The organism is Neisseria sp. HMSC069H12 (genome assembly GCF_001812735.1).
Classification (GTDB): domain Bacteria; phylum Pseudomonadota; class Gammaproteobacteria; order Burkholderiales; family Neisseriaceae; genus Neisseria; species Neisseria subflava.
The window spans coordinates 1-19,345 of the sequence record NZ_KV810287.1; the positions used below are offsets into that span (position 1 = coordinate 1).

Below are 19,345 nucleotides of genomic sequence, written 5' to 3' on the forward strand. Positions count from 1 at the left end.
ACGGCGGACGAATTGATGAAACAGATAGATGATTATATAGACTACTACAACCGGGAGCGTTGCAGTCTGAAATTGAAAAAGCTGAGTCCTGTCGCATACAGAACCCAGCTTGCACAGAGTGCCTGAATAGGCTTTTATGAGTGTCCAAGATTTGGGGGCCAGTTCATCTTTTCAGACGGCCTTCTCGATGGTAAACCTCATTGTATCTTCATCCCCAACACATTCATTTTAAAGCCCACTTAAGCTATAATACCCACCACACACACTACCCAGTCATACCATAACCATGCAACTTACCGTCGTCGGACTCAATCACCAAACCGCGCCCTTGAGCATACGCGAAAAACTGGCATTTGCAGCTGCAAATCTGCCGGATGCCGTGTCCAACCTTGCGCGCAGTGAGGCGGCGGAAGAAGCAGTCATTCTTTCTACCTGCAACCGCACCGAGCTTTACTGCGTCGGTGAAACCGAAAAAATCATCGACTGGTTGGCGCAATATCACGACCTGCCTGCCGAAGAAATCCGCCCTTACCTCTATACCTTGGATAATAATGAAACCGTCCGCCACGCCTTCCGTGTCGCCTGCGGTTTGGACTCCATGGTCTTGGGCGAACCGCAAATTCTCGGTCAAATCAAAGATGCCGTCCGCGTTGCGCAAGAACAGGAAAGCATCAATACCCACTTAAACGCCCTGTTTCAAAAAACCTTTGCCGTTGCCAAAGAAGTGCGTACTGACACTGCTGTCGGCGAAAACTCCGTCTCCATGGCTTCTGCATCGGTCAAAATGGCAGAGCAAATCTTCCCTTCCATTTCCGATCTGAACGTTCTCTTTATTGGCGCAGGCGAAATGATTGAACTGGTGGCCACTTATTTTGCCGCCAAAAATCCCAAGCTCATTACCGTTGCCAACCGTACACACCAGCGCGCGCAGGAATTGTGCGACAAACTCGGCGTCAACGCCGAAGCCTGCCTGTTGAATGAATTGCCCGATATTTTGCACGATTACGACGTGGTCGTTTCTTCCACCGCCAGCCAACTTCCCCTCGTCGGCAAAGGCATGGTTGAGCGCGCATTGAAAAAACGCCACAACATGCCTGTTTTCCTTCTGGATTTGGCCGTTCCGCGCGACATCGAAGCCGAAGTCGGCGAATTGGAAGACGCATATCTCTATACCGTAGACGACATGATGGACATCGTCCAAAGCGGTAAAGATGCGCGCAAAAAAGCAGCGGCGGCGGCTGAAAGCATGGTGGAAGAAAAAGTCAGCGAATTTATCCGCCTGCAGAAAAACCGTCAAAGCGTTCCGCTTATCCGCGCCTTGCGCGACGAAGGCGAACGTGCGCGCCGCCAAGTATTGGAAAATGCCATGAAGCAACTGGCAAAAGGCGTATCCGCCGAGGATGTCCTCGAACGCCTCTCCATCCAGTTGACCAACAAACTGCTCCACTCTCCGACACGCACGCTCAATAAAGCCGGCTCGGACAACAGCGAATTAATCGATGCCGTGGCGCAGATCTACCATTTGGATCAACACGACTGACCACAATTTAAAGGCCGTCTGAAAGAAGCGAACCGACCGGCAGGTCATATTCCAAAGCTTTCAGACGGCCTTAAAACAATAAAATCCCAATCATCATTTTTTCATTTAAAATGAAATGCTTGAAAAAAAACTGTTAAAGTGTAAAAATCCTACCTTATACATTTAAACAGCATTCAAACAATAAAACTACCTGCCGGCTCAAACGCATACCGACAATACGATAGGCACCGGCAAAAGGAACTTTCGTGAATATTAAAACAAACACATATCTGGCTCTTGCTGTTCTCTCAGCTTCCCTTCTTTCAGGTTGCGACAAAGTCAGCACCTTTTTCGGTAAAGACGAAAACAAAGAACTCGTCCAACGCATAGAAACCAATACCAATGACGGAAAAATCGGTATGTTGCTGCCCGACTTCGCCCAACTGGTGCAAAACGAAGGACAGGCCGTCGTCAATATTCAAGCGACACCGGCGAAACGCACTGCGACACCGGATGACGACCACAGCATGGACCTGAGTCAATTCCCCGACAACGATCCGTTTTACGAGTTCTTCAAACGCCTCGTTCCCAATATGCCCGACATGCCGCAAGAAGATACCGAAAGCGACGCTTTGAATTTCGGCTCCGGCTTCATCATCAGCAAAGACGGCTATATCCTGACCAATACCCACGTGGTTGCCGGCATGGGCAATATCAAAGTCCTGCTCAACGACAAACGCGAATACACAGCCAAACTGGTCGGCTCAGACGCCCAATCCGACGTCGCCCTCTTAAAAATTGAGCCGCAAGAAGACTTGCCGGTTGTCAAAATCGGCAATCCGAAAGATTTGAAACCGGGCGAATGGGTAGCCGCCATCGGCGCACCTTTCGGCTTTGACAACAGCGTAACCTCCGGCATCGTCTCCGCCAAAGGTCGCAGCCTGCCGAATGAAAACTACACGCCGTTCATCCAAACCGACGTTGCCATCAACCCAGGCAACTCTGGTGGCCCGTTATTCAACCTCCGCGGCCAAGTAGTCGGCATCAACTCACAAATTTACAGCCGCAGCGGCGGTTTCATGGGCATTTCGTTTGCTATTCCGATTGATGTTGCCATGAATGTGGCCGATCAATTAAAAGCCAATGGCAAAGTCCAACGCGGTCAATTAGGCGTGGTTATTCAAGAAGTTTCTTACGATTTGGCCAAATCTTTCGGTTTGGACAAAGCAAGCGGTGCGCTGATTGCCAAAATCATGCCGAACAGCGCGGCACAACAAGCCGGTTTGCAGGTTGGCGACATCGTACGCAAAGTTAACGGCGAAGAAGTCCGCGCTTCCAGCGATTTGCCTGTTATGGTCGGCTCGATTATGCCGGGTAAAGAAGTGACTTTGAGCATTTGGCGCGGCGGCAAACAAACCGATGTCAAAGTAAAACTTGGCAGCGCAGCCGAGCAAACGGAAACTTCTGCAAAAGAAGCCGAGCATCCGCAACATGAAGGCGGCCATGACGGATTCACCGTTGAAAATGCAGGCGTTACCCTGCAGGTTGAAAACGCAGACGGTAAACAACGCTTAATCGTTCTGCGCGTTAGCGGTGCGGCCGAACGTGCCGGCCTCAAACGCGGCGACGAAATCATTGCCGTCAGCCAAATCAGCGTCAATGATGAATCCACTTTCCGTAGCGCATTGGAAAGCTCAGGCAAAAACGTACCGCTTTTGGTACAACGCGATGGCAATACTTTGTTCCTTGCGCTAAATCTGCAGTAGTCCGATTTTTCAGACGGCATGATGATGTGTTAAATGATAAAATACCCATCTGTCAGAGGCGGTGGGTATTTTGTTATCCGTCTTCCAATTTAGGCCGTCTGAAAATATTTTACCGCTTATATACAATATAATTATGCAACTTATTAATTATTCAAATTCTATTTTATCTATCGTCCCGGCAGCCATTGCTCTCGCCCTGGCCATTGCCACACGCCGTGTGTTGCTGTCCCTGGGTGTCGGCATTATCGTCGGCTCATTCCTACTGGTAGGGGGTAATCCACTCGATGCTTTGGTTCACTTAAAAGACATGGCAATCAGCCTGACTTGGGCGGACGGCGATTGGTCCTTGGGCAAACCCAAAATCCTGCTCTTTTTGGTGCTTTTGGGGATTTTCACTTCCCTGCTGACGCATTCCGGCAGCAACCAAGCATTTGCCGATTGGGCAAAACAGCACATCAAAGGCCGTCGCGGTGCGAAGCTGCTGACTGCCTGTCTGGTATTCGTTACCTTTATTGACGACTATTTCCACAGCCTTGCCGTTGGTGCGATTGCCCGCCCTGTAACCGACAAATTCAAAGTTTCCCGCGCCAAACTGGCTTATATCCTAGACTCCACTGCCGCGCCGATGTGCGTTTTGATGCCGGTATCCAGCTGGGGCGCATCGATTATCGCTACTTTGGCAGGCCTTTTGGTAACTTACAACATTACAGACTACACACCGATGGGCGCATTCGTGGCCATGAGCCTGATGAATTACTACGCCGTCTTCGCATTGATTATGGTGTTTGTCGTTGCCTGGTTCTCCTTCGACATCGGCTCTATGGCCCGTTTGGAACGCGCCGCTTTGAACGAAATTCATGATGAAACCGTTGAAACAGGCCATCCCAACGGCCGTGTATTTGCACTGATTGTGCCGGTTTTGGTACTGATTGTCGCCACTGTTTCCGCCATGATTTACACTGGTGCGCAAGCTTCTGAAACCTTCTCTTTGCTCAGCGCGTTTGAAAATACCGACGTGAACACTTCCCTCGTGTTCGGCGGCACTTGCGGCGTATTGGCCGTCATCCTCTGCACCATCGGCACCATCAAAACCAGCGACTACCCTAAAGCCATTTGGCAGGGCATCATCTCTATGCGCGGCGCCATTACCATCTTGATTTTGGCATGGATTATCAGCACTGTTGTCAGCGAGATGCACACCGGCGAATACCTCTCCACTTTGGTGGCAGGCAATATCCACGCAGGCTTCCTGCCCGTGATTTTGTTTATGCTCGCAGGCGTGATGGCCTTCGCTACCGGCACAAGCTGGGGCACATTCGGCATCATGTTGCCGATTGCCGCCGCAATGGCCGTCAAAGTCGAACCATCGCTGATTATCCCTTGCATGTCTGCCGTAATGGCCGGTGCCGTATTTGGTGACCACTGTTCGCCGATTTCCGACACCACTATCCTCTCTTCTACCGGCGCACACTGTAACCACATCGACCACGTTACCTCGCAATTCCCTTACGCGCTGACCGTAGCCGCGTCTGCCGCCTCAGGCTACCTCGCACTGGGCATGACCGGCTCTGCACCTTTGGGTTTTGTGGTAACCGGCATCGTGATGGTTATATTGATTTTTATCTTGAAAGACAAGAAAAAAGCAACTGCCTAATTCAAAACCAATATTCAGACGGCCTGAGATATTCCTACACTCTCAGGCCGTCTGAACATAACGATTATCCAATATATACATTATTCAGGACAAAACAATGAATACGCCTCATCTTCCACGCGGCCCAGTCATGGCCGATGTTGCCGCCTATCATCTGACCGAAGAAGAAAAACAACGCCTGCTCGACCCTGCCGTCGGTGGCGTTATTTTGTTCCGCCGCAACTTTGAAAACGTTTCCCAGCTCAAAGCTTTGGTTCAAGAAATCAAAGCCGTCCGTACACCTGAACTCATCATTGCCGTCGACCACGAAGGCGGACGGGTTCAACGTTTTATTGACGGTTTCACCCGCCTGCCGGCCATGAACGTATTGGGCGAAATTTGGGACAACGAAGGCAAAGAAGCCGCCTGCGCCCAAGCAGAACAAGTCGGTTGGGTTTTGGCAACCGAACTCTCCGCCTGCGGCATCGACCTATCCTTTACGCCTGTATTGGATTTAGACTGGGGTCAATGCGCCGTCATCGGCAACCGCAGTTTCCACCGCGACGCCAACATCGTTACCCAGCTTGCCCTTGCCCTGCAAAAAGGCCTGAACAAAGGCGGCATGAAATCTTGCGGCAAACACTTCCCCGGCCACGGCTTTGTCGAAGGCGACAGCCATCACGTCCTGCCTTGCGATGAACGCAGCTGCGAAGAGCTGGAAGCCGCCGACCTTATCCCCTTCCGCGCATTGAGCCAAGCCGGCATGGCCGCAGTCATGCCTGCCCACGTCGTCTATCCTCAAATAGACAGCCAACCTGCAGGTTTCTCCGAAAAATGGCTGAAGCAAATCCTGCGCCAAGAAATCGGATTTAACGGCGTTATCTTTTCAGACGACCTGACCATGGAAGGCGCATGCGGTGTCGGCGGTATTAAAGAACGTGCCCGCCTTTCTTTTGAAGCAGGCTGCGATATTGTACTGGTATGCAACCGTCCTGATTTGGTAGATGAATTGCGAGACGGTTTCCACGCACCGGCAAACGCCGATTTGGCAGCACGTTGGCAATACATGGCCAACACATTGACCGTACAAGAAGCTGCCGACATCATGGCAACCGAAGAATTCCAAGCTGCCCAACAGGCAACTGCCAAACTGGCAACGCCAAAAGACATCGCAGGCGGTATCAAAGTCGGCGAAGCATTCTGATTTCAGGCCGTCTGAAACATTGACGGCAAATAAAAAAGGAAGACTTGAAAAAGTCTTCCTTTTTTGTCTTCCTAATTAATGATGTTTTACGTTATAGCGACGTTCCAAACGTAAGAATACCCATCCTAATACACTCGTCAATACAAGGTAAATCAATGCAACCGTATAAAGTGGCTCTTGGAATATCGAATACTGGCCAGTAATCGCTTTTTGAACAGACATAAGTTCAGGAACTGCAATAACAGATAGCAAAGAACTATCTTTTAAAAGCGTGATAAATTCACCTGCAAGTGGCGGCAACATACGGCGAAGAGCCTGAGGCAAAATCACATAACGCATCGCCTGAGTATAGGTCAGACCCAAAGAACGCGCAGCTTCCATCTGGCCTTTATCAATCGACTGGATACCGGCACGGAAAATCTCACAAACATATGCACCTGAGTTTGCAATCAAAGCCATTACACCCGCAATCAATGGGCCATAAGAACGACGAAAATTAATTGCAGCTTCTCCGCTGATTAATGCACCATCGGTAGGATGTACAAAAAATGGGAAAATAACAAAAGCCCAAATAATAACTTGAGCAAGCAATGGCGTACCGCGGAACAACGCAACATACCAAAAAGAAATCTTACGCAACACCCAAGCCAAGGCACGCATCGGCACACCGGCTTTTTCCGGATTAATCAAACGCGCCAATGCCAGCAGCAAACCCAAAATCGAACCGCCTGCTGTTGCAACCACTGTAATTCCCAGCGTCGCTAATACGCCGTAAAAAAACATCCAGCGGTATTCATAAATAATGTCAAAACGAAAATCCATAACCCTTCCGTCGGTCAAAATCGGTAACTAATCCGAATATTTTTTAAAATGAAGCTTGATATTTTACAAGAAAATACATTGCTTGAACGGTTTTTTGTTAAATTATTCCGCCCAACCCTGCTTTTTTACATTTCCAATGAATTACAGCCCCTTTTCACCTTTGCTAATATAAGACATTTTCCGTATAAAAAACAAAGCGCAAACCCGATACAAAATTGACCGAAACACAAAAACAGCGGATAATCCGCCCATTCTTCAAACATCTTTCAGACGGCCTTCCCTCTTCCCTTGAGGGCCGTCTGAAAACATTTTAAAAAGCATAAAACATGAAAGCACCCGAACTCTTATTACCTGCAGGCGGCCTGGAACGCATGCGCGCCGCCTACGATTACGGCGCAGATGCCGTTTACGCCGGCAGCCCGCGTTACTCCCTGCGCGCCCGCAACAACGAATTTGCCAAACTCGACGTCCTCGAGCAAGGCATTAAAGAAGCGCACGAGCGCAATAAAAAATTCTTCCTGACCGTCAATACGCTGCCGCACAACTCCAAACTCAAAACCTTCGTTTCCGATATGGAGCCCTTGATTGCCATGAAACCTGACGCGCTGATTATGGCGGATCCGGGTTTGATCATGACCGTGCGCGAAAAATGGCCGGAAATGCCGATTCACCTGTCCGTTCAGGCAAATACCACCAACTACTGGGGCGTGAAATTCTGGCAAAACATCGGTGTCGAACGCATCATCCTGTCGCGCGAATTGAGCATGGAAGAAATCGCCGAAATCCGCCAAGAATGCCCCGACATTGAACTCGAAGTCTTCATTCACGGCGCATTGTGTATCGCCTACTCAGGCCGCTGCCTGCTCTCCGGCTATTTCAACCACCGCGACCCCAACCAAGGCACCTGCACCAATTCCTGCCGTTGGGACTACAAGGTTCACAACGCCACTGAAAGCGATGCGGGCGACGCCCAGCTTCTGCAAGGTTTCAACTTTGAAAAAGCCCAAGAAGAAGCCAACCAAAACTTTGAAGGTATCAACGGTCAAAAACGCCATCCCTACGCCGACAAAGTTTTCCTGATTGAAGAGTCCAACCGCCCGGGCGAAATGATGCCGATTATGGAAGACGAACACGGCACCTACATCATGAACTCCAAAGACCTTCGCGGCATTGAAGTGGTTGAGAAACTGGCCAAAATCGGCGTGGACAGCCTCAAAGTCGAAGGCCGCACCAAATCGCTTTATTATGTTGCACGCGTGGCCCAGTCCTACCGCAAAGCGATTGATGATGCCGTTGCAGGCCGTCCGTTTGATTACAGTCTGTTGAGCGAACTCGAAGGCCTTGCCAACCGTGGCTACACCAGCGGCTTCCTCGAGCGCCACCAAACTCAGGATTACCAAAACTACCTGACCGGCCACTCCATCGCCAAACAAAGCCAATATGTCGGCCACGTTACCGAAATCGATGAAAACGGCTGGGCAACAATCGAAGTCAAAAACCGCTTTGCCATCGGCGATTCACTCGAAATCATCCACCCGAGCGGCAACCAAACCATCAAATTGGAACAAATGACCCGCAAAGGCCAGCCTGTCGATGTCGCCCCAGGCAACGGTATTCAGGTCAAAATCCCCAATATGCAGGGCAAAGAAAAAGCTTTGGTTGCGCGGATTATGAATCCTTAAGCACCAACAAAACAAAGGCCGTCTGAAAGTTTCAGACGGCCTTTTTAAATTATCTATGCTGTTTTAAGCCTGTTCTTGCAATACGGCGGCAATCAACTCTTCCGCACCATCATCTGCCAGTTTTTTGGCGACAGCGCGACCCAAGGCATCGGCGTATTCGGCAGGGGCTTGCGCGTCCGCCTGCAAAATGACCGAACCGTCAGGATGACCAACCAAGCCGCGCAAGGTCAGCAAGCCGTTTTCTTCAGTGCAATATGCGGCCAGCGGCACTTGGCAGCTTCCGCCCAGAGCGCGCGCCAAAGCGCGTTCGGCAGTAACGCAGGCGTGCGTGGTATCGTGGTTCAAAGGCTTTAAGACTTCGTACAAATCTTCGCGATGCGCTGCAATTTCAATACCCAATGCGCCTTGTCCGGCGGCAGGCAGGCTGTCGGATTCCGACAAAATCATGCGGATGCGTTCGTCCAATTCCAGACGCTGCAAACCGGCGGCAGCCAAAATAATCGCGTCGTATTCGCCGTTATCGAGTTTAGACAAACGGGTTTGCACATTGCCGCGCAAAGGTTTGATAACCAAATGCGGATAGCGCGCACGCAATTGGGCTTCACGGCGCAGGCTGGATGTGCCGACGATGGCACCTTTGGGCATTTCTTCCAATCGCGCGTATTGGTTGGACACAAACGCGTCAAACGAATTGGCGCGTTCGCCGATGGCTGCAAGCGCGAAACCTTCAGGCAAATCCATCGGCACGTCTTTAATCGAATGCACAGCCAAGTCGGCCCGACCATCATACAAAGCCTGCTCCAACTCTTTGACAAACAAGCCTTTACCGCCGACTTTTGACAAAGTTCTGTCCAAAATCTGGTCGCCGCGCGTGGTCATGCCCAAAATCTCGACTTCGCAATCGGGATACAGGGCTTTCAGACGGCCTTGGATATGTTTTGCCTGCCACATGGCAAGCAGGCTTTCGCGACTGGCGATAACGAGTTTTTTCGGGTTCATAATGGTTGCCTGAAAGATGGAAAACGGCATGAAGTCTATCATAATTCTGAAAATGAGCGCTATTGAAAAGACTGTCTTCTTTTTGTGCCATTTTTACTTCTTTTAATTGCAATGAGAAGCATAAATTTAATATGCATAAAATATCAAATGGAGTAAAAAAGTTTAATTTTTATGCTAAAATCTTAAGCGAAGTGCAAGGGTGTATTTCTTATCATTGATGATAACTAGTCTATTTTTTAACTTTATGGTACCTATTATGAAAAATGTAAGTAAGTTAAATAAAAATACAAGCATGAAATTATCTACGGCAGCGGTCGTACTTCTTTCTGCATTGGGTGTTTCTACGCTTGCTAATGCAGCAGATAATTTTATTCGTGTTAGTGATGGCACTGAAGAAGCTACAGTTGGTATTTCAAAGGATGTCGCTGTTGGTCGCAATGCTAAGGCTAATGATGGAAACACTAGCGCTGCTATTGGTGGTGCGACAACAGTAGGTGCAGACACCGTTGCAAAAGGAAACGGTGCTAGTGCATACGGTTATGGTGCTAAAGCTGATGGAGCTAATGCTTCGGCTCTTGGTAATCAAGCTAATGCTACAGGGCTAGCTACAACTGCGGTTGGGGTATCTACCCAAGCAACAGGCGCTTATTCTGTTGCTGTAGGTTCAAATGCTAAAGCTACAGGCGTAGGGGCTGTAGGTATTGGTTTGGCATCTACAGCGGGTACTGGAGCAACTAAAAATTTTACTGTATCTGTCGGGGCATATTCAGGCGCTGATGTAGAAAATGGCGTTGCATTAGGTTCATACTCTAAAGCAACTGTTAATAAAGAGGCTGTAGGATATGATCCGTCAACTCAAGCTGCTACAACTGAGACAAGTGCAGCTTGGAAAGCTTCACATGCTGCGGTTTCTGTTGGTGACGTTGACAACAATATCACCCGTCAAATCACCAGCGTTGCTGCGGGTACAAAAGATACTGATGCAGTGAACGTGGCTCAATTGAAATCTTTAGACGGTAAAGTTGAGAAAAACAAAACCGATATTGCAACTAATAAAGCCGATATCGCAACCAACAAAACCAATATTGCGACTAACACGGGTAATATTGCGACTAATACAGCTAATATTGCTGCTAACACGGGTAATATTGCGACTAATACAGCTAATATTGCTGCTAACACGGGTAAGATTACGGCTAATACAGCTAATATTGCGGCTAACACAGCTAACATTCAGACTAACGCGAATAATATTGCGGCGATTAACACTCAATTAGCGGATAATAACGATTCCATCAATGAATTGCGTGGCAATGTAAACCTCTTAAATAAAGACTTGAGAGGCGGTGTTGCGAGTGCGATTGCTCACGCTTCTGTTCCTCAATCCACCAAAGCCGGTGCTATCGGTGTGGGCGTGGGTACCGGTTTCTATGGTGGTCAATCTGCGGTTTCTCTTGGTGTGTCCGGTGTTACCCCTAATGAAAACTGGGTGTTTAAAGCCAGCGTTTCTACCAACAGTCGTGGTAACTACGGTGTGGGTGCCGGTGCGTTTTACCAATGGTAATAAACTGTTAATTCCGAGTTAATCGGAGCATAATAAAAAAGCCATTCTGAAATAGAATGGCTTTTTTATTGCGATGAGAAATTATGCTAAGATTTTGTCTAATGCTTTGCTGACATCTTCTACTTTTTGCGTGCCGTCTAAGCGGAAATATTAGGTGTTGCCCGCTTTGGCTTCTGCTTGGTAGTAATCCACTAATGGTTTGGTGGTGTTGTGATACACTTTTTTTGGGCGGTTTTTCAGACGGCATGAGGGTGAATATGTTATATTTACGCCTAAAAACCCAATTTTCCGGACAACATGAAACGCGCCAAACAATATCCTTTTTTATCCTTACAGCGGCAACGTTTTCATCTAAACTTTGAAAACGCCTCTTCCGCCGCCAACCTTCCGAGCGAACGCGACTTCTACCGCTGGGCGTGGTCTGCCTTGAAAAACGAATACTGCCGCGCAGACATCAGCCTGATTCTTCTGGACGAAGAAGAAGCCCGCGCTTACAACCGCGACTACCGCGGCAAAGATTACGCCACCAATGTATTGAGTTTCGCGCTCAACGAAGGCGAAATCCTACCCGACCAGTTTTCAGACGGCCTGTATGGCGATTTGGTGATTTGTCCGCAAGTGGTTTTGAAAGAAGCCGCCGAACAAGGCAAAACACCCGAGCAGCATTTTGCCCACCTGACCATACACGGTACTTTACACCTAATGGGCTACGACCACATCGAAGACGATGAAGCCGAAATAATGGAAGCCGAAGAAATCCGCCTGATGCTGGCGGCAGGCTTCCCCAACCCCTACCAAGAGGACGAATATTAAAATGGACGGTACGCAGTCGAAACCCAAATTTTTCGAACGCCTAATCTCCCGACTTGCCGGCGAGCCCGACTCCGCCGAAGACGTATTGACCCTGCTGCGCCAAGCACACGAGCAGGAAGTTTTTGACGCCGAGACACTGACCCGGCTGGAAAAAGTATTGGACTTTGCCGAGCTGGAAGTGCGCGATGCGATGATTACGCGCAGCCGCATGAACGTATTGAAAGAGAACGACAGCATCGAGCGCATCACGGCCTACGTCATCGAAACCGCCCATTCGCGTTTCCCTGTCATCGGCGAAGACAAAGACGAAGTTTTGGGTATTTTACACGCCAAAGACCTACTCAAATATATGTTCAACCCCGAACAGTTCCACCTGCAATCCGTCTTGCGCCCTGCCGTTTTCGTTCCCGAAGGCAAATCTTTGACCGCCCTTTTAAAAGAGTTCCGCGAACAGCGTAACCACATGGCGATTGTCATCGACGAATACGGCGGCACATCCGGCTTGGTCACCTTTGAAGACATCATCGAGCAAATCGTCGGCGAAATCGAAGACGAGTTTGACGAAGACGACAGCGCCGACAACATCCATGCCGTTTCTTCCGAACGCTGGCGCATCCACGCGGCTACCGAAATCGAAGACATCAACACCTTCTTCGGTACGGAATACAGCAGCGAAGAAGCCGACACCATCGGCGGCCTGGTCATTCAAGAGTTGGGGCATCTGCCCGTACGCGGCGAAAAAGTCATCATCGGCAGCCTGCAATTTACTGTTGCACGCGCCGACAACCGCCGTCTGCACACCCTGATGGCCACACGAATTAAAGAAAACACGGATAAACCATGATTATTCTGGATCACGTTTCCAAACACTATCAAACACGCGACAAAAAAGACTTTGTCGCCGTCGAGCCGACCAGCCTCGAAATCAAACAGGGTGAAATCTTTGGCCTGATGGGCTACTCCGGTGCAGGCAAATCCACCTTGTTGCGTCTGATTAACTTATTGGAACGTCCGGATACAGGTACCGTCAGCGTGTGCGGCCAAGAACTGACCGCGCTCAACGCCACGCAACTGCGCCACGCCCGACAAAACATCGGCATGGTGTTCCAACAGTTCAACCTATTGAGCAACCGTACCGTTGCCGAAAACGTCGCTTTTCCTTTAGAAATTGCCAAATGGCCGTCTAAAAAAATCCAAGCGCGTATTGAAGAATGTTTGAAAATCGTCGACTTGCAAGACCGTGCCAACCATTACCCGTCCCAACTTTCCGGCGGTCAAAAACAACGTGTCGGCATTGCCCGCGCGCTGGCGCCGCAACCTCAAGTCATCCTCGCCGACGAACCCACTTCCGCCCTCGACCCCGCCACCACGCGCAGCGTTTTGAAGTGTTTGGAAGACATCAACCGACGTTTCAACGTAACCATCGTCATCGTTACCCACGAAATGAGCGTTATCCGCCGCCTGTGCGACCGTGCCGCTCTCTTGGACAAAGGCCGTCTGCTGGAAATCGTTGAAGTACACGGCAACCAAATCCATGCCCAATCCGAAATCGGGCAAGAGCTGATTCGAGAGGACTAATATGGCAAATTTGACATTTGAAAGTGCTGTTGAGACCATCGTCAGCATGAAGGGCGAAATTATCCAAGCCTTGGGCGAAACCTTTATTATGGTCGGTCTATCGACTACTTTCGCCGTTATCTTCGGTACGATTTTGGGCGTATTGCTGTTTGTGACATCAAGTCATCAGTTGCACTATAATAAACAGCTGAATTTATTTTTGGACAATCTGGTCAACCTGATGCGCGCATTCCCTTTCGTCATCCTGATGATTGCCATGATTCCTGTTACACGCGCCATCATCGGCACGACCATCGGCCCGGTTGCCGCCTCATTGGTATTGAGCGTATCCGGCCTGTTCTACTTCGCCCGTCTGGTCGAGCAAAACCTGCGCGAAGTGCCCAGAGGCGTGATTGAAGCGGCCTCCGCAATGGGTGCTTCGACCATGAGCATCATCTGTAAAGTGCTTTTAAATGAGGCGCGTGCAGGTATGGTTTCCAGCATTACCGTACTGGCTATCGGCCTTCTGTCGTACAGCGCGGCAGCAGGTATGATTGGCGGCGGCGGTTTGGGCGACCTTGCCATCCGTTACGGCTACTACCGCTATCAAATGGAAGTCATCATCTTCATCGTCGCCATCCTGGTTTTACTCGTTATCCTGATTCAAGGTATCGGTAACAGCTTGGCACGCAAACTGGATAAACGTTAAACAAACCAGGCCGTCTGAAATGGACTTACTATTTTTCAGACGGCCTGTTATCTGTTTAGAACATATTAGGATATATATTCCAAATAAATTTACAAAAAACATCCTCATATTTCCAAAATAGATTTACAATCCCTCTTTATTTTGACGGCGGCAGCTTGAGGCCGTCTGAAACCGCTTTATCATCCATCAGGAGCAAAATATGCAAATCAACACATTCTTCAAAACCCTTTCAGCCGCTACGCTGGCCATCGTACTGGCTGCCTGCGGCGGTCAAAAAGACAGCACGCCTGCTGCTTCTGCCGCTTCCTCTGCCGACAACGGCACAGAGAAAAAAGAAATCGTCTTCGGTACAACCGTCGGCGACTTCGGCGATATGGTAAAAGACCAAATCCAACCGGCTTTGGAGAAAAAAGGCTATAAAGTCAAACTAATCGAGTTCACCGACTATGTGCGCCCCAACCTTGCTTTGGCTGAAGGCGAATTGGACATCAACATCTTCCAACACAAACCTTATCTGGACGACTTCAAAAAAGAACACAAACTGGACATCGTTGAAGCCTTCCAAGTACCGACCGCACCTTTGGGCCTATACCCTGGCAAACTGAAATCTTTGGACGAAGTGAAAGACGGTGTCAGCGTTTCTGCACCTAACGACCCATCTAACTTTGCCCGTGCATTGGTTATGTTGAACGAATTGGGCTGGATTAAACTGAAAGCCGACGTTAATCCGCTGACTGCTTCTAAAAACGATATTGCCGAAAATCCGAAAAACATCCAAATCGTAGAGCTTGAAGCCGCCCAACTGCCACGCAGCCGTGCCGACGTTGACTTTGCCATCGTTAACGGCAACTACGCCATGAGCAGCGGCATGAAACTGACTGAAGCCCTGTTCCAAGAGCCAAGCTTTGCCTACGTTAACTGGTCTGCCGTCCGCACTGCCGACAAAGACAGCCAATGGCTGAAAGATGTAGCCGAAGCCTACAACTCTGACGAGTTCAAAGCCTACTCACAAAAACGCTTTGCCGGTTACAAATATCCTGCTGCATGGGGTGAAAACGCAGCTGCAGGTGCTCAAGCCGAAGCTGCTTCTACTGCTTCTGCAACCAAATAAGTAACTTTTTGAAAAAGGCCGTCTGAACATTCAGACGGCCTTTTTCTATTGATTATCTATTCCCAAAGCTTGAAACAAGTTTTTTGATTAACGCCAAATACTTACACAATTCCCTTTTTAAACCAAATCAATATGTTTTAAAAAAGTTCAATAAGGAATCATGTTTTTATTCAATATAATCAATCACTAAATGAATTATTCTACTTTTTTATAATATTCACTAGTAATGTTCCGCTTATCCTGATATTATACCGTTCATCTAAAGACATCCGGTTATCTGCATTACAGACCGTTCGTCTGAATTGCTTCAAACCACTTTGTCGGATTTTCCTATAGTATGTTGTGTTTCTCCGTATCGAAGGGGTTTGAGCGGTCGAAATACCGTATTGCTTAGATATTAAAGCTTCGTGCTTTGAAATGAGTGAATTTTTGTTTTAAGTGTCGTAATCTCTTGCTAATTACTCCCAGCTGCAAGAGTTTCAGGGTTGCCCCCTTGGGCAGCCCTTCTTTTTTATCTTCCATTTTTTCAGCAATCAAGCCTTCCCTGCCCTATACACATAGTCAAAATCGCAGGCAAGGCCGCCCTTCTCCTCAACTTCCAATCTTTTTCAATTCATTATTCGGCATCACCAGCCAAACCTGTGCCTTTTTAACTTGAGCCGCAGTACGGATGGCCGCCTCATCCATAATGGAGAACGCTGTAGAAAAGGCATCGGCAACCGCCGCACTCTCCGCCATGACGCTCATGCTTTTATAACGCGGTTGGCTTCCGCCTGTACGCGGATCAAAAAGATGGGTAAATTTGGCAGCTTCGTCCATTACCGTGCCATAGCCGCCCGATGTGGCAAAGGCTTGGTTTTTCATGGCAATGGTGGTCAGGATTTGGTCTTCTTGGTCAGGATTGCGAATGCTGACATTCCACTCGCGCTGGTTGGCATTATCAAAGCCGTAAATCTCCCCCATATCAATCAATGCTTGGGTAACGCCTTGCTTCTTTAATAATTCGACTACTTTATCAGTGATATAACCCTGCGCAATGCCGTTGAGCGACAAGCCCATGCCTTTTTGGGCAAAACGGATTTCTTTGGTATCAAAATCGACTTTGTTGAAATCCACTAATTTGAGCGTGTCTTTGATACTGCGTTCGGACGGCGGCGTTTCGGTTTTGGGGTTTCGTCTGAAATGGTCGGCATACAGATTCCACAAAGGCTGGATGCTGGGATCAAATGCACCCTGCGTCAGCTGATGAATATCTCGACTGATGCTGAGCAGCTGCAAAAAATCGGATGGCGGATTTTTCAGACGGCCTTCTCGATTTAAACGGCTGATCAGGCTGTCGTCCCGATACAGGCTGAAGATTTTTTCCAATCGTGAAACTTCCGCCAATACTTTGTTAACCAATATTTCCGCCTGCTTGCGCTCAACGCCGAACAACCGCAATTCCGCACCCGAACCCAATGCAATACCTCTCCAAATAACTGGCTGCTCTTCTTGATTCGGGCTGGCCGAATGAGTCGGCTGATTGGTTTTGCGGCTGATGGCAAAAGGAATGCCGACACCAGCGGCAAGTGTGGCGGCAATGGCAAAGAAACGGCGGCGCGTTAAAGGGGTGGACATGGAGTATTCCTTGGATTTTTTATCTTTACATTGAAAGCCGCATTCATTAAATCATCAATCGGCAGCTTCCAACACAAAGGCCGTCTGAAACTATTTCAGACGGCCTTTTATTGATTATTTTATTTAAAAATGTATTCGTCGGGCATCTCTGCAAAACCGACTACCCTGCCGCCTTTTTCTTTGGAAAATTTTTCAGCCTGAGCCTTGTCGGCAAACGGAAGCGCGTCTTCCGCACCCATGCCGCCGATAAAGCTGCTTTCGATGACATAATAGGCTTTTTTCGCATCTATCCATTCGGCGTCGGCATTGGGTTTTTCCCAATCTTTGACTTTGCCCATATCGGTAACATAGATGGCATTAATGCCTTTAGGCTCTTCAGGCAGCTTGGTGTAGCCGAACATCTGCTTGATGGTGGAAAACCAAACCGGTTTGTCAGGTTTGCCGTTCAAGAAGATTTGCGCTTTAGGACCGTTGTGTTCGGTCAAATTCATGCTGCAGTAATGACCGACTGCGCTGTCGCTGATTTGTTGGGGCGCAGGCGGAGGAGTATTTTCCTGTTTGCTACAAGCAGATAAAGCAAGGATGGTGAATGCTGTAAATAATATTTTTCTCATATTTGTCTCTTTCCGAAAATCCAGGCGGCTAAGACCAAGGGAATGATAACCCATAATACCTGCGCCGTCAGCAAAACCGGCATAGTCAGGCTGATTTGATCACTCAAACCGGCCATACCTGCGTACATGGCAGTGTTTTCATAACCGGTCAGGTTGAGCAGACGGTAAATGTCGGAAGGATTGAACAAGAGAATGGTTTCTACAACAGGCGCGGTAATGACTTGTTCGGTATCAGCAACCAAAACACCCAAAAGCGCCATATCGAAAATCACCACAAAAAACAGCCATACGCCGATGGCGATACCGGCGGCGGTACCGCGTTCTTTGACTTTCGCGCTGATCAAATAACCCATAGACAAAAAGGCTGCACCAAGAATCACGCTGGCGACAATCAGGAGGGCAAAAGGTTTCCATGCGGCAAGGTCAAAGCCGCCGTTGGCAAGCTGGAGGGTAATGCCCGCCAATCCGTAGCCAGCCGTGGTGGCAAGGGCAAGGATGATGAGATGGCCGATAAATTTGCCGGCAAGGATTTGGTTGCGCGAAATCGGATAGCTCAACAACAGCGCCATCGTGCCGCGTTCGATTTCGCCAATCAGCGCATCATAAGAGAGCAACATCGCAATCAGAGGAATCAGGAAAATCGACAGACTGGAGAGGCTGACAACGGTAACGGTCAACGGATCGACTTTGACTGTGCCGGTGGGCGAGCTGCCCAGGAAACCCAATGACAGGGCAAGCGCGGCAAGCAGGAGTGCGGCGGCGAGGACCCAACGGTTGCGCAGGCTGTCGCGGACTTCTTTGCCGGTAATAATCCAAACGGGGTTCATACGTCTTCCCTTTTTAAGAATTGTGCGTACATATCGTCAAGTGTCGGGGTATGGATATCGATATAGGCAAGGTTGCCCAAATCACCCAATTCGCTCAAAAGTCCCATACGTTCTTCGGCTTTACATTGCGCTTTATACGACAGGCCGTCTGAAAGCGGCTGCCAACGCTCGCTCAACGGGCGCGCTTCTTTCAAACGGACATTGACGGTCAACGGCAAACCACTTTGGACATGCAGCTCATCCATGCTGCCATCGGCAACTTTCACGCCATTTTTCATGACGATAATGCGGTCGGCGTGGCCATCGAGTTCGGCAAGCGCGTGCGTGCTGAGCAATACGGTTGCACCGCGTCCATTCAGCTCGCGCACGACTTCGTAAAACATTTGGCGTGAAGCCGGGTCAAGGCCCGTGGTCGGTTCGTCAAACAATAAGACTTTAGGCTCGCCCAATAAGGCTTGTGCCAAAGCGAGACGTTGGCGCATACCTTTGGAGTAAGTGCTGACACGGCGGCGTGCCGCTTGAGAAATGCCGACGCGTTCCAACAACTCACGGTTTTTACTCAAGGGCTGTTTTTTCAGCTTGGCATAGAAATCCATGGTTTCAATGCCGGTCAATGAAGGATGAAGCGCGACGGTTTCAGGCAGGTAGCCGATTTGACTGCGAAGCAGTGCGCCTGCCTTGCTGCCGGTACGCTCGCCCAGTAACATGACTTCACCTTCGGTCGGCGTAATCAGACCGAGTATCAGCTTCATGATGGTGGATTTGCCTGCACCGTTATGCCCTGCCATGCCGACGCTTTCGCCTGCTTTGAGGACTAAATCGACTTGGTTGACGGCTTTTTGACTGCCGAATTGTTTAGTCACGTTTCTTAATTCGACGTGGTTGGTCATGAATAATTCCTTTGTGCC

Annotated in this window: 18 protein-coding genes; 12 read left to right on the forward strand and 6 right to left on the reverse strand. The window is 49.1% G+C overall.

Features of this window, described 5'->3' with window-relative positions; all coding sequences use genetic code 11:
- The 5 genes from HMPREF2872_RS06990 to nagZ form a co-directional block, all read left to right on the forward strand.
- Positions 1-126: IS3 family transposase (locus HMPREF2872_RS06990; RefSeq protein WP_070632459.1), on the forward strand; the 126-nt coding region annotated here is incomplete at its 5' end.
- A 160-nt stretch (positions 127-286) separates the two neighbouring features.
- Entirely contained in the window at positions 287-1,540 is a 1,254-nt protein-coding gene (hemA, locus tag HMPREF2872_RS06995) for a glutamyl-tRNA reductase (RefSeq protein WP_003684306.1), read from the forward strand.
- A 245-nt stretch (positions 1,541-1,785) separates the two neighbouring features.
- A complete protein-coding gene (locus HMPREF2872_RS07000) occupies positions 1,786-3,285 on the forward strand; it encodes a DegQ family serine endoprotease (RefSeq protein ID WP_070632462.1) in 1,500 nt (499 codons plus the stop codon).
- Positions 3,286-3,418: 133 nt separating this feature from the next.
- On the forward strand, positions 3,419-4,939 hold the full coding sequence (locus tag HMPREF2872_RS07005) for a Na+/H+ antiporter NhaC family protein (RefSeq protein WP_070632465.1): 1,521 nt from the start codon (positions 3,419-3,421) through the stop codon (positions 4,937-4,939).
- Between the two features lie 97 nt (positions 4,940-5,036).
- Positions 5,037-6,122, forward strand: coding sequence for a beta-N-acetylhexosaminidase (gene nagZ, locus HMPREF2872_RS07010; protein ID WP_070632468.1), 1,086 nt, complete (start codon positions 5,037-5,039; stop codon positions 6,120-6,122).
- 75 nt (positions 6,123-6,197) lie between these two features.
- Here the strand turns inward: nagZ and HMPREF2872_RS07015 are convergent, their stop codons facing one another.
- Positions 6,198-6,944, reverse strand: coding sequence for an amino acid ABC transporter permease (locus tag HMPREF2872_RS07015; protein ID WP_070632471.1), 747 nt, complete (start codon positions 6,942-6,944; stop codon positions 6,198-6,200).
- A gap of 326 nt (positions 6,945-7,270) precedes the next feature.
- Here HMPREF2872_RS07015 and yegQ point away from each other — a divergent pair, with 326 nt between their 5' ends.
- Entirely contained in the window at positions 7,271-8,626 is a 1,356-nt protein-coding gene (yegQ, locus tag HMPREF2872_RS07020) for a prephenate-dependent tRNA uridine(34) hydroxylase TrhP (protein ID WP_003679384.1), read from the forward strand.
- 63 nt (positions 8,627-8,689) lie between these two features.
- Here yegQ and hemC read toward each other — a convergent pair whose 3' ends face one another.
- On the reverse strand, positions 8,690-9,625 hold the full coding sequence (gene hemC, locus HMPREF2872_RS07025) for a hydroxymethylbilane synthase (protein WP_141752857.1): 936 nt from the start codon (positions 9,623-9,625) through the stop codon (positions 8,690-8,692).
- 256 nt (positions 9,626-9,881) lie between these two features.
- On the opposite strand from hemC, the gene HMPREF2872_RS07030 reads away from it, so the two are divergent.
- From HMPREF2872_RS07030 to HMPREF2872_RS07055, 6 genes are all read left to right on the forward strand, one after another.
- A complete protein-coding gene (locus HMPREF2872_RS07030; RefSeq protein ID WP_283119005.1) occupies positions 9,882-11,189 on the forward strand; it encodes a YadA family autotransporter adhesin in 1,308 nt (435 codons plus the stop codon).
- Positions 11,190-11,486: 297 nt separating this feature from the next.
- A complete protein-coding gene (gene ybeY / locus HMPREF2872_RS07035) occupies positions 11,487-12,002 on the forward strand; it encodes an rRNA maturation RNase YbeY (RefSeq protein WP_070632480.1) in 516 nt (171 codons plus the stop codon).
- 1 nt (position 12,003) lies between these two features.
- Positions 12,004-12,846, forward strand: a complete 843-nt coding sequence (locus tag HMPREF2872_RS07040; RefSeq protein WP_049329553.1) for an HlyC/CorC family transporter — start codon at positions 12,004-12,006, stop codon at positions 12,844-12,846.
- Complete coding sequence (locus HMPREF2872_RS07045) at positions 12,843-13,580, forward strand: methionine ABC transporter ATP-binding protein (protein ID WP_049329552.1); 738 nt, start codon at positions 12,843-12,845, stop codon at positions 13,578-13,580. Before HMPREF2872_RS07040 ends, HMPREF2872_RS07045 begins: the two co-directional genes overlap by 4 nt.
- 1 nt (position 13,581) lies before the next feature.
- The gene (locus tag HMPREF2872_RS07050; protein WP_070632483.1) at positions 13,582-14,268 is read left to right on the forward strand and encodes a methionine ABC transporter permease; all 687 of its coding nucleotides are present in this window, start codon (positions 13,582-13,584) and stop codon (positions 14,266-14,268) included.
- A gap of 199 nt (positions 14,269-14,467) precedes the next feature.
- The gene (locus HMPREF2872_RS07055) at positions 14,468-15,379 is read left to right on the forward strand and encodes a MetQ/NlpA family ABC transporter substrate-binding protein (RefSeq protein ID WP_070632485.1); all 912 of its coding nucleotides are present in this window, start codon (positions 14,468-14,470) and stop codon (positions 15,377-15,379) included.
- A 591-nt stretch (positions 15,380-15,970) separates the two neighbouring features.
- Here the strand turns inward: HMPREF2872_RS07055 and HMPREF2872_RS07060 are convergent.
- The 4 genes from HMPREF2872_RS07060 to HMPREF2872_RS07075 form a co-directional block, all read right to left on the reverse strand.
- Positions 15,971-16,996, reverse strand: a complete 1,026-nt coding sequence (locus HMPREF2872_RS07060) for an FAD:protein FMN transferase (RefSeq protein ID WP_070632488.1) — start codon at positions 16,994-16,996, stop codon at positions 15,971-15,973.
- Positions 16,997-17,115: 119 nt separating this feature from the next.
- Positions 17,116-17,610 (reverse strand): nitrous oxide reductase accessory protein NosL, encoded by a 495-nt coding sequence (locus HMPREF2872_RS07065; RefSeq protein ID WP_070632491.1) that lies wholly within the window; start codon positions 17,608-17,610, stop codon positions 17,116-17,118.
- Complete coding sequence (locus HMPREF2872_RS07070; protein ID WP_070459269.1) at positions 17,607-18,437, reverse strand: ABC transporter permease; 831 nt, start codon at positions 18,435-18,437, stop codon at positions 17,607-17,609. The genes HMPREF2872_RS07065 and HMPREF2872_RS07070 overlap by 4 nt, the downstream gene beginning before the upstream one ends.
- The gene (locus HMPREF2872_RS07075; protein ID WP_049329549.1) at positions 18,434-19,327 is read right to left on the reverse strand and encodes an ABC transporter ATP-binding protein; all 894 of its coding nucleotides are present in this window, start codon (positions 19,325-19,327) and stop codon (positions 18,434-18,436) included. The genes HMPREF2872_RS07070 and HMPREF2872_RS07075 overlap by 4 nt, the downstream gene beginning before the upstream one ends.
- Positions 19,328-19,345: the final 18 nt, after the last annotated feature.

Excerpts from the sequence above, each read along its gene's own strand:
- hemA (WP_003684306.1), top strand. The coding sequence starts at position 287 with ATGCAACTTACCGTCGTCGGACTCAATCACCAAACCGCGCCCTTGAGC.
- HMPREF2872_RS07005 (WP_070632465.1), top strand. The coding sequence starts at position 3,419 with ATGCAACTTATTAATTATTCAAATTCTATTTTATCTATCGTCCCGGCA.
- nagZ (WP_070632468.1), top strand. The coding sequence starts at position 5,037 with ATGAATACGCCTCATCTTCCACGCGGCCCAGTCATGGCCGATGTTGCC.
- HMPREF2872_RS07015 (WP_070632471.1), bottom strand. The coding sequence starts at position 6,944 with ATGGATTTTCGTTTTGACATTATTTATGAATACCGCTGGATGTTTTTT.
- yegQ (WP_003679384.1), top strand. The coding sequence starts at position 7,271 with ATGAAAGCACCCGAACTCTTATTACCTGCAGGCGGCCTGGAACGCATG.
- hemC (WP_141752857.1), bottom strand. The coding sequence starts at position 9,625 with ATGAACCCGAAAAAACTCGTTATCGCCAGTCGCGAAAGCCTGCTTGCC.
- HMPREF2872_RS07030 (WP_283119005.1), top strand. The coding sequence starts at position 9,882 with ATGAAAAATGTAAGTAAGTTAAATAAAAATACAAGCATGAAATTATCT.
- ybeY (WP_070632480.1), top strand. The coding sequence starts at position 11,487 with ATGAAACGCGCCAAACAATATCCTTTTTTATCCTTACAGCGGCAACGT.
- HMPREF2872_RS07040 (WP_049329553.1), top strand. The coding sequence starts at position 12,004 with ATGGACGGTACGCAGTCGAAACCCAAATTTTTCGAACGCCTAATCTCC.
- HMPREF2872_RS07045 (WP_049329552.1), top strand. The coding sequence starts at position 12,843 with ATGATTATTCTGGATCACGTTTCCAAACACTATCAAACACGCGACAAA.
- HMPREF2872_RS07050 (WP_070632483.1), top strand. The coding sequence starts at position 13,582 with ATGGCAAATTTGACATTTGAAAGTGCTGTTGAGACCATCGTCAGCATG.
- HMPREF2872_RS07055 (WP_070632485.1), top strand. The coding sequence starts at position 14,468 with ATGCAAATCAACACATTCTTCAAAACCCTTTCAGCCGCTACGCTGGCC.
- HMPREF2872_RS07060 (WP_070632488.1), bottom strand. The coding sequence starts at position 16,996 with ATGTCCACCCCTTTAACGCGCCGCCGTTTCTTTGCCATTGCCGCCACA.
- HMPREF2872_RS07065 (WP_070632491.1), bottom strand. The coding sequence starts at position 17,610 with ATGAGAAAAATATTATTTACAGCATTCACCATCCTTGCTTTATCTGCT.
- HMPREF2872_RS07070 (WP_070459269.1), bottom strand. The coding sequence starts at position 18,437 with ATGAACCCCGTTTGGATTATTACCGGCAAAGAAGTCCGCGACAGCCTG.
- HMPREF2872_RS07075 (WP_049329549.1), bottom strand. The coding sequence starts at position 19,327 with ATGACCAACCACGTCGAATTAAGAAACGTGACTAAACAATTCGGCAGT.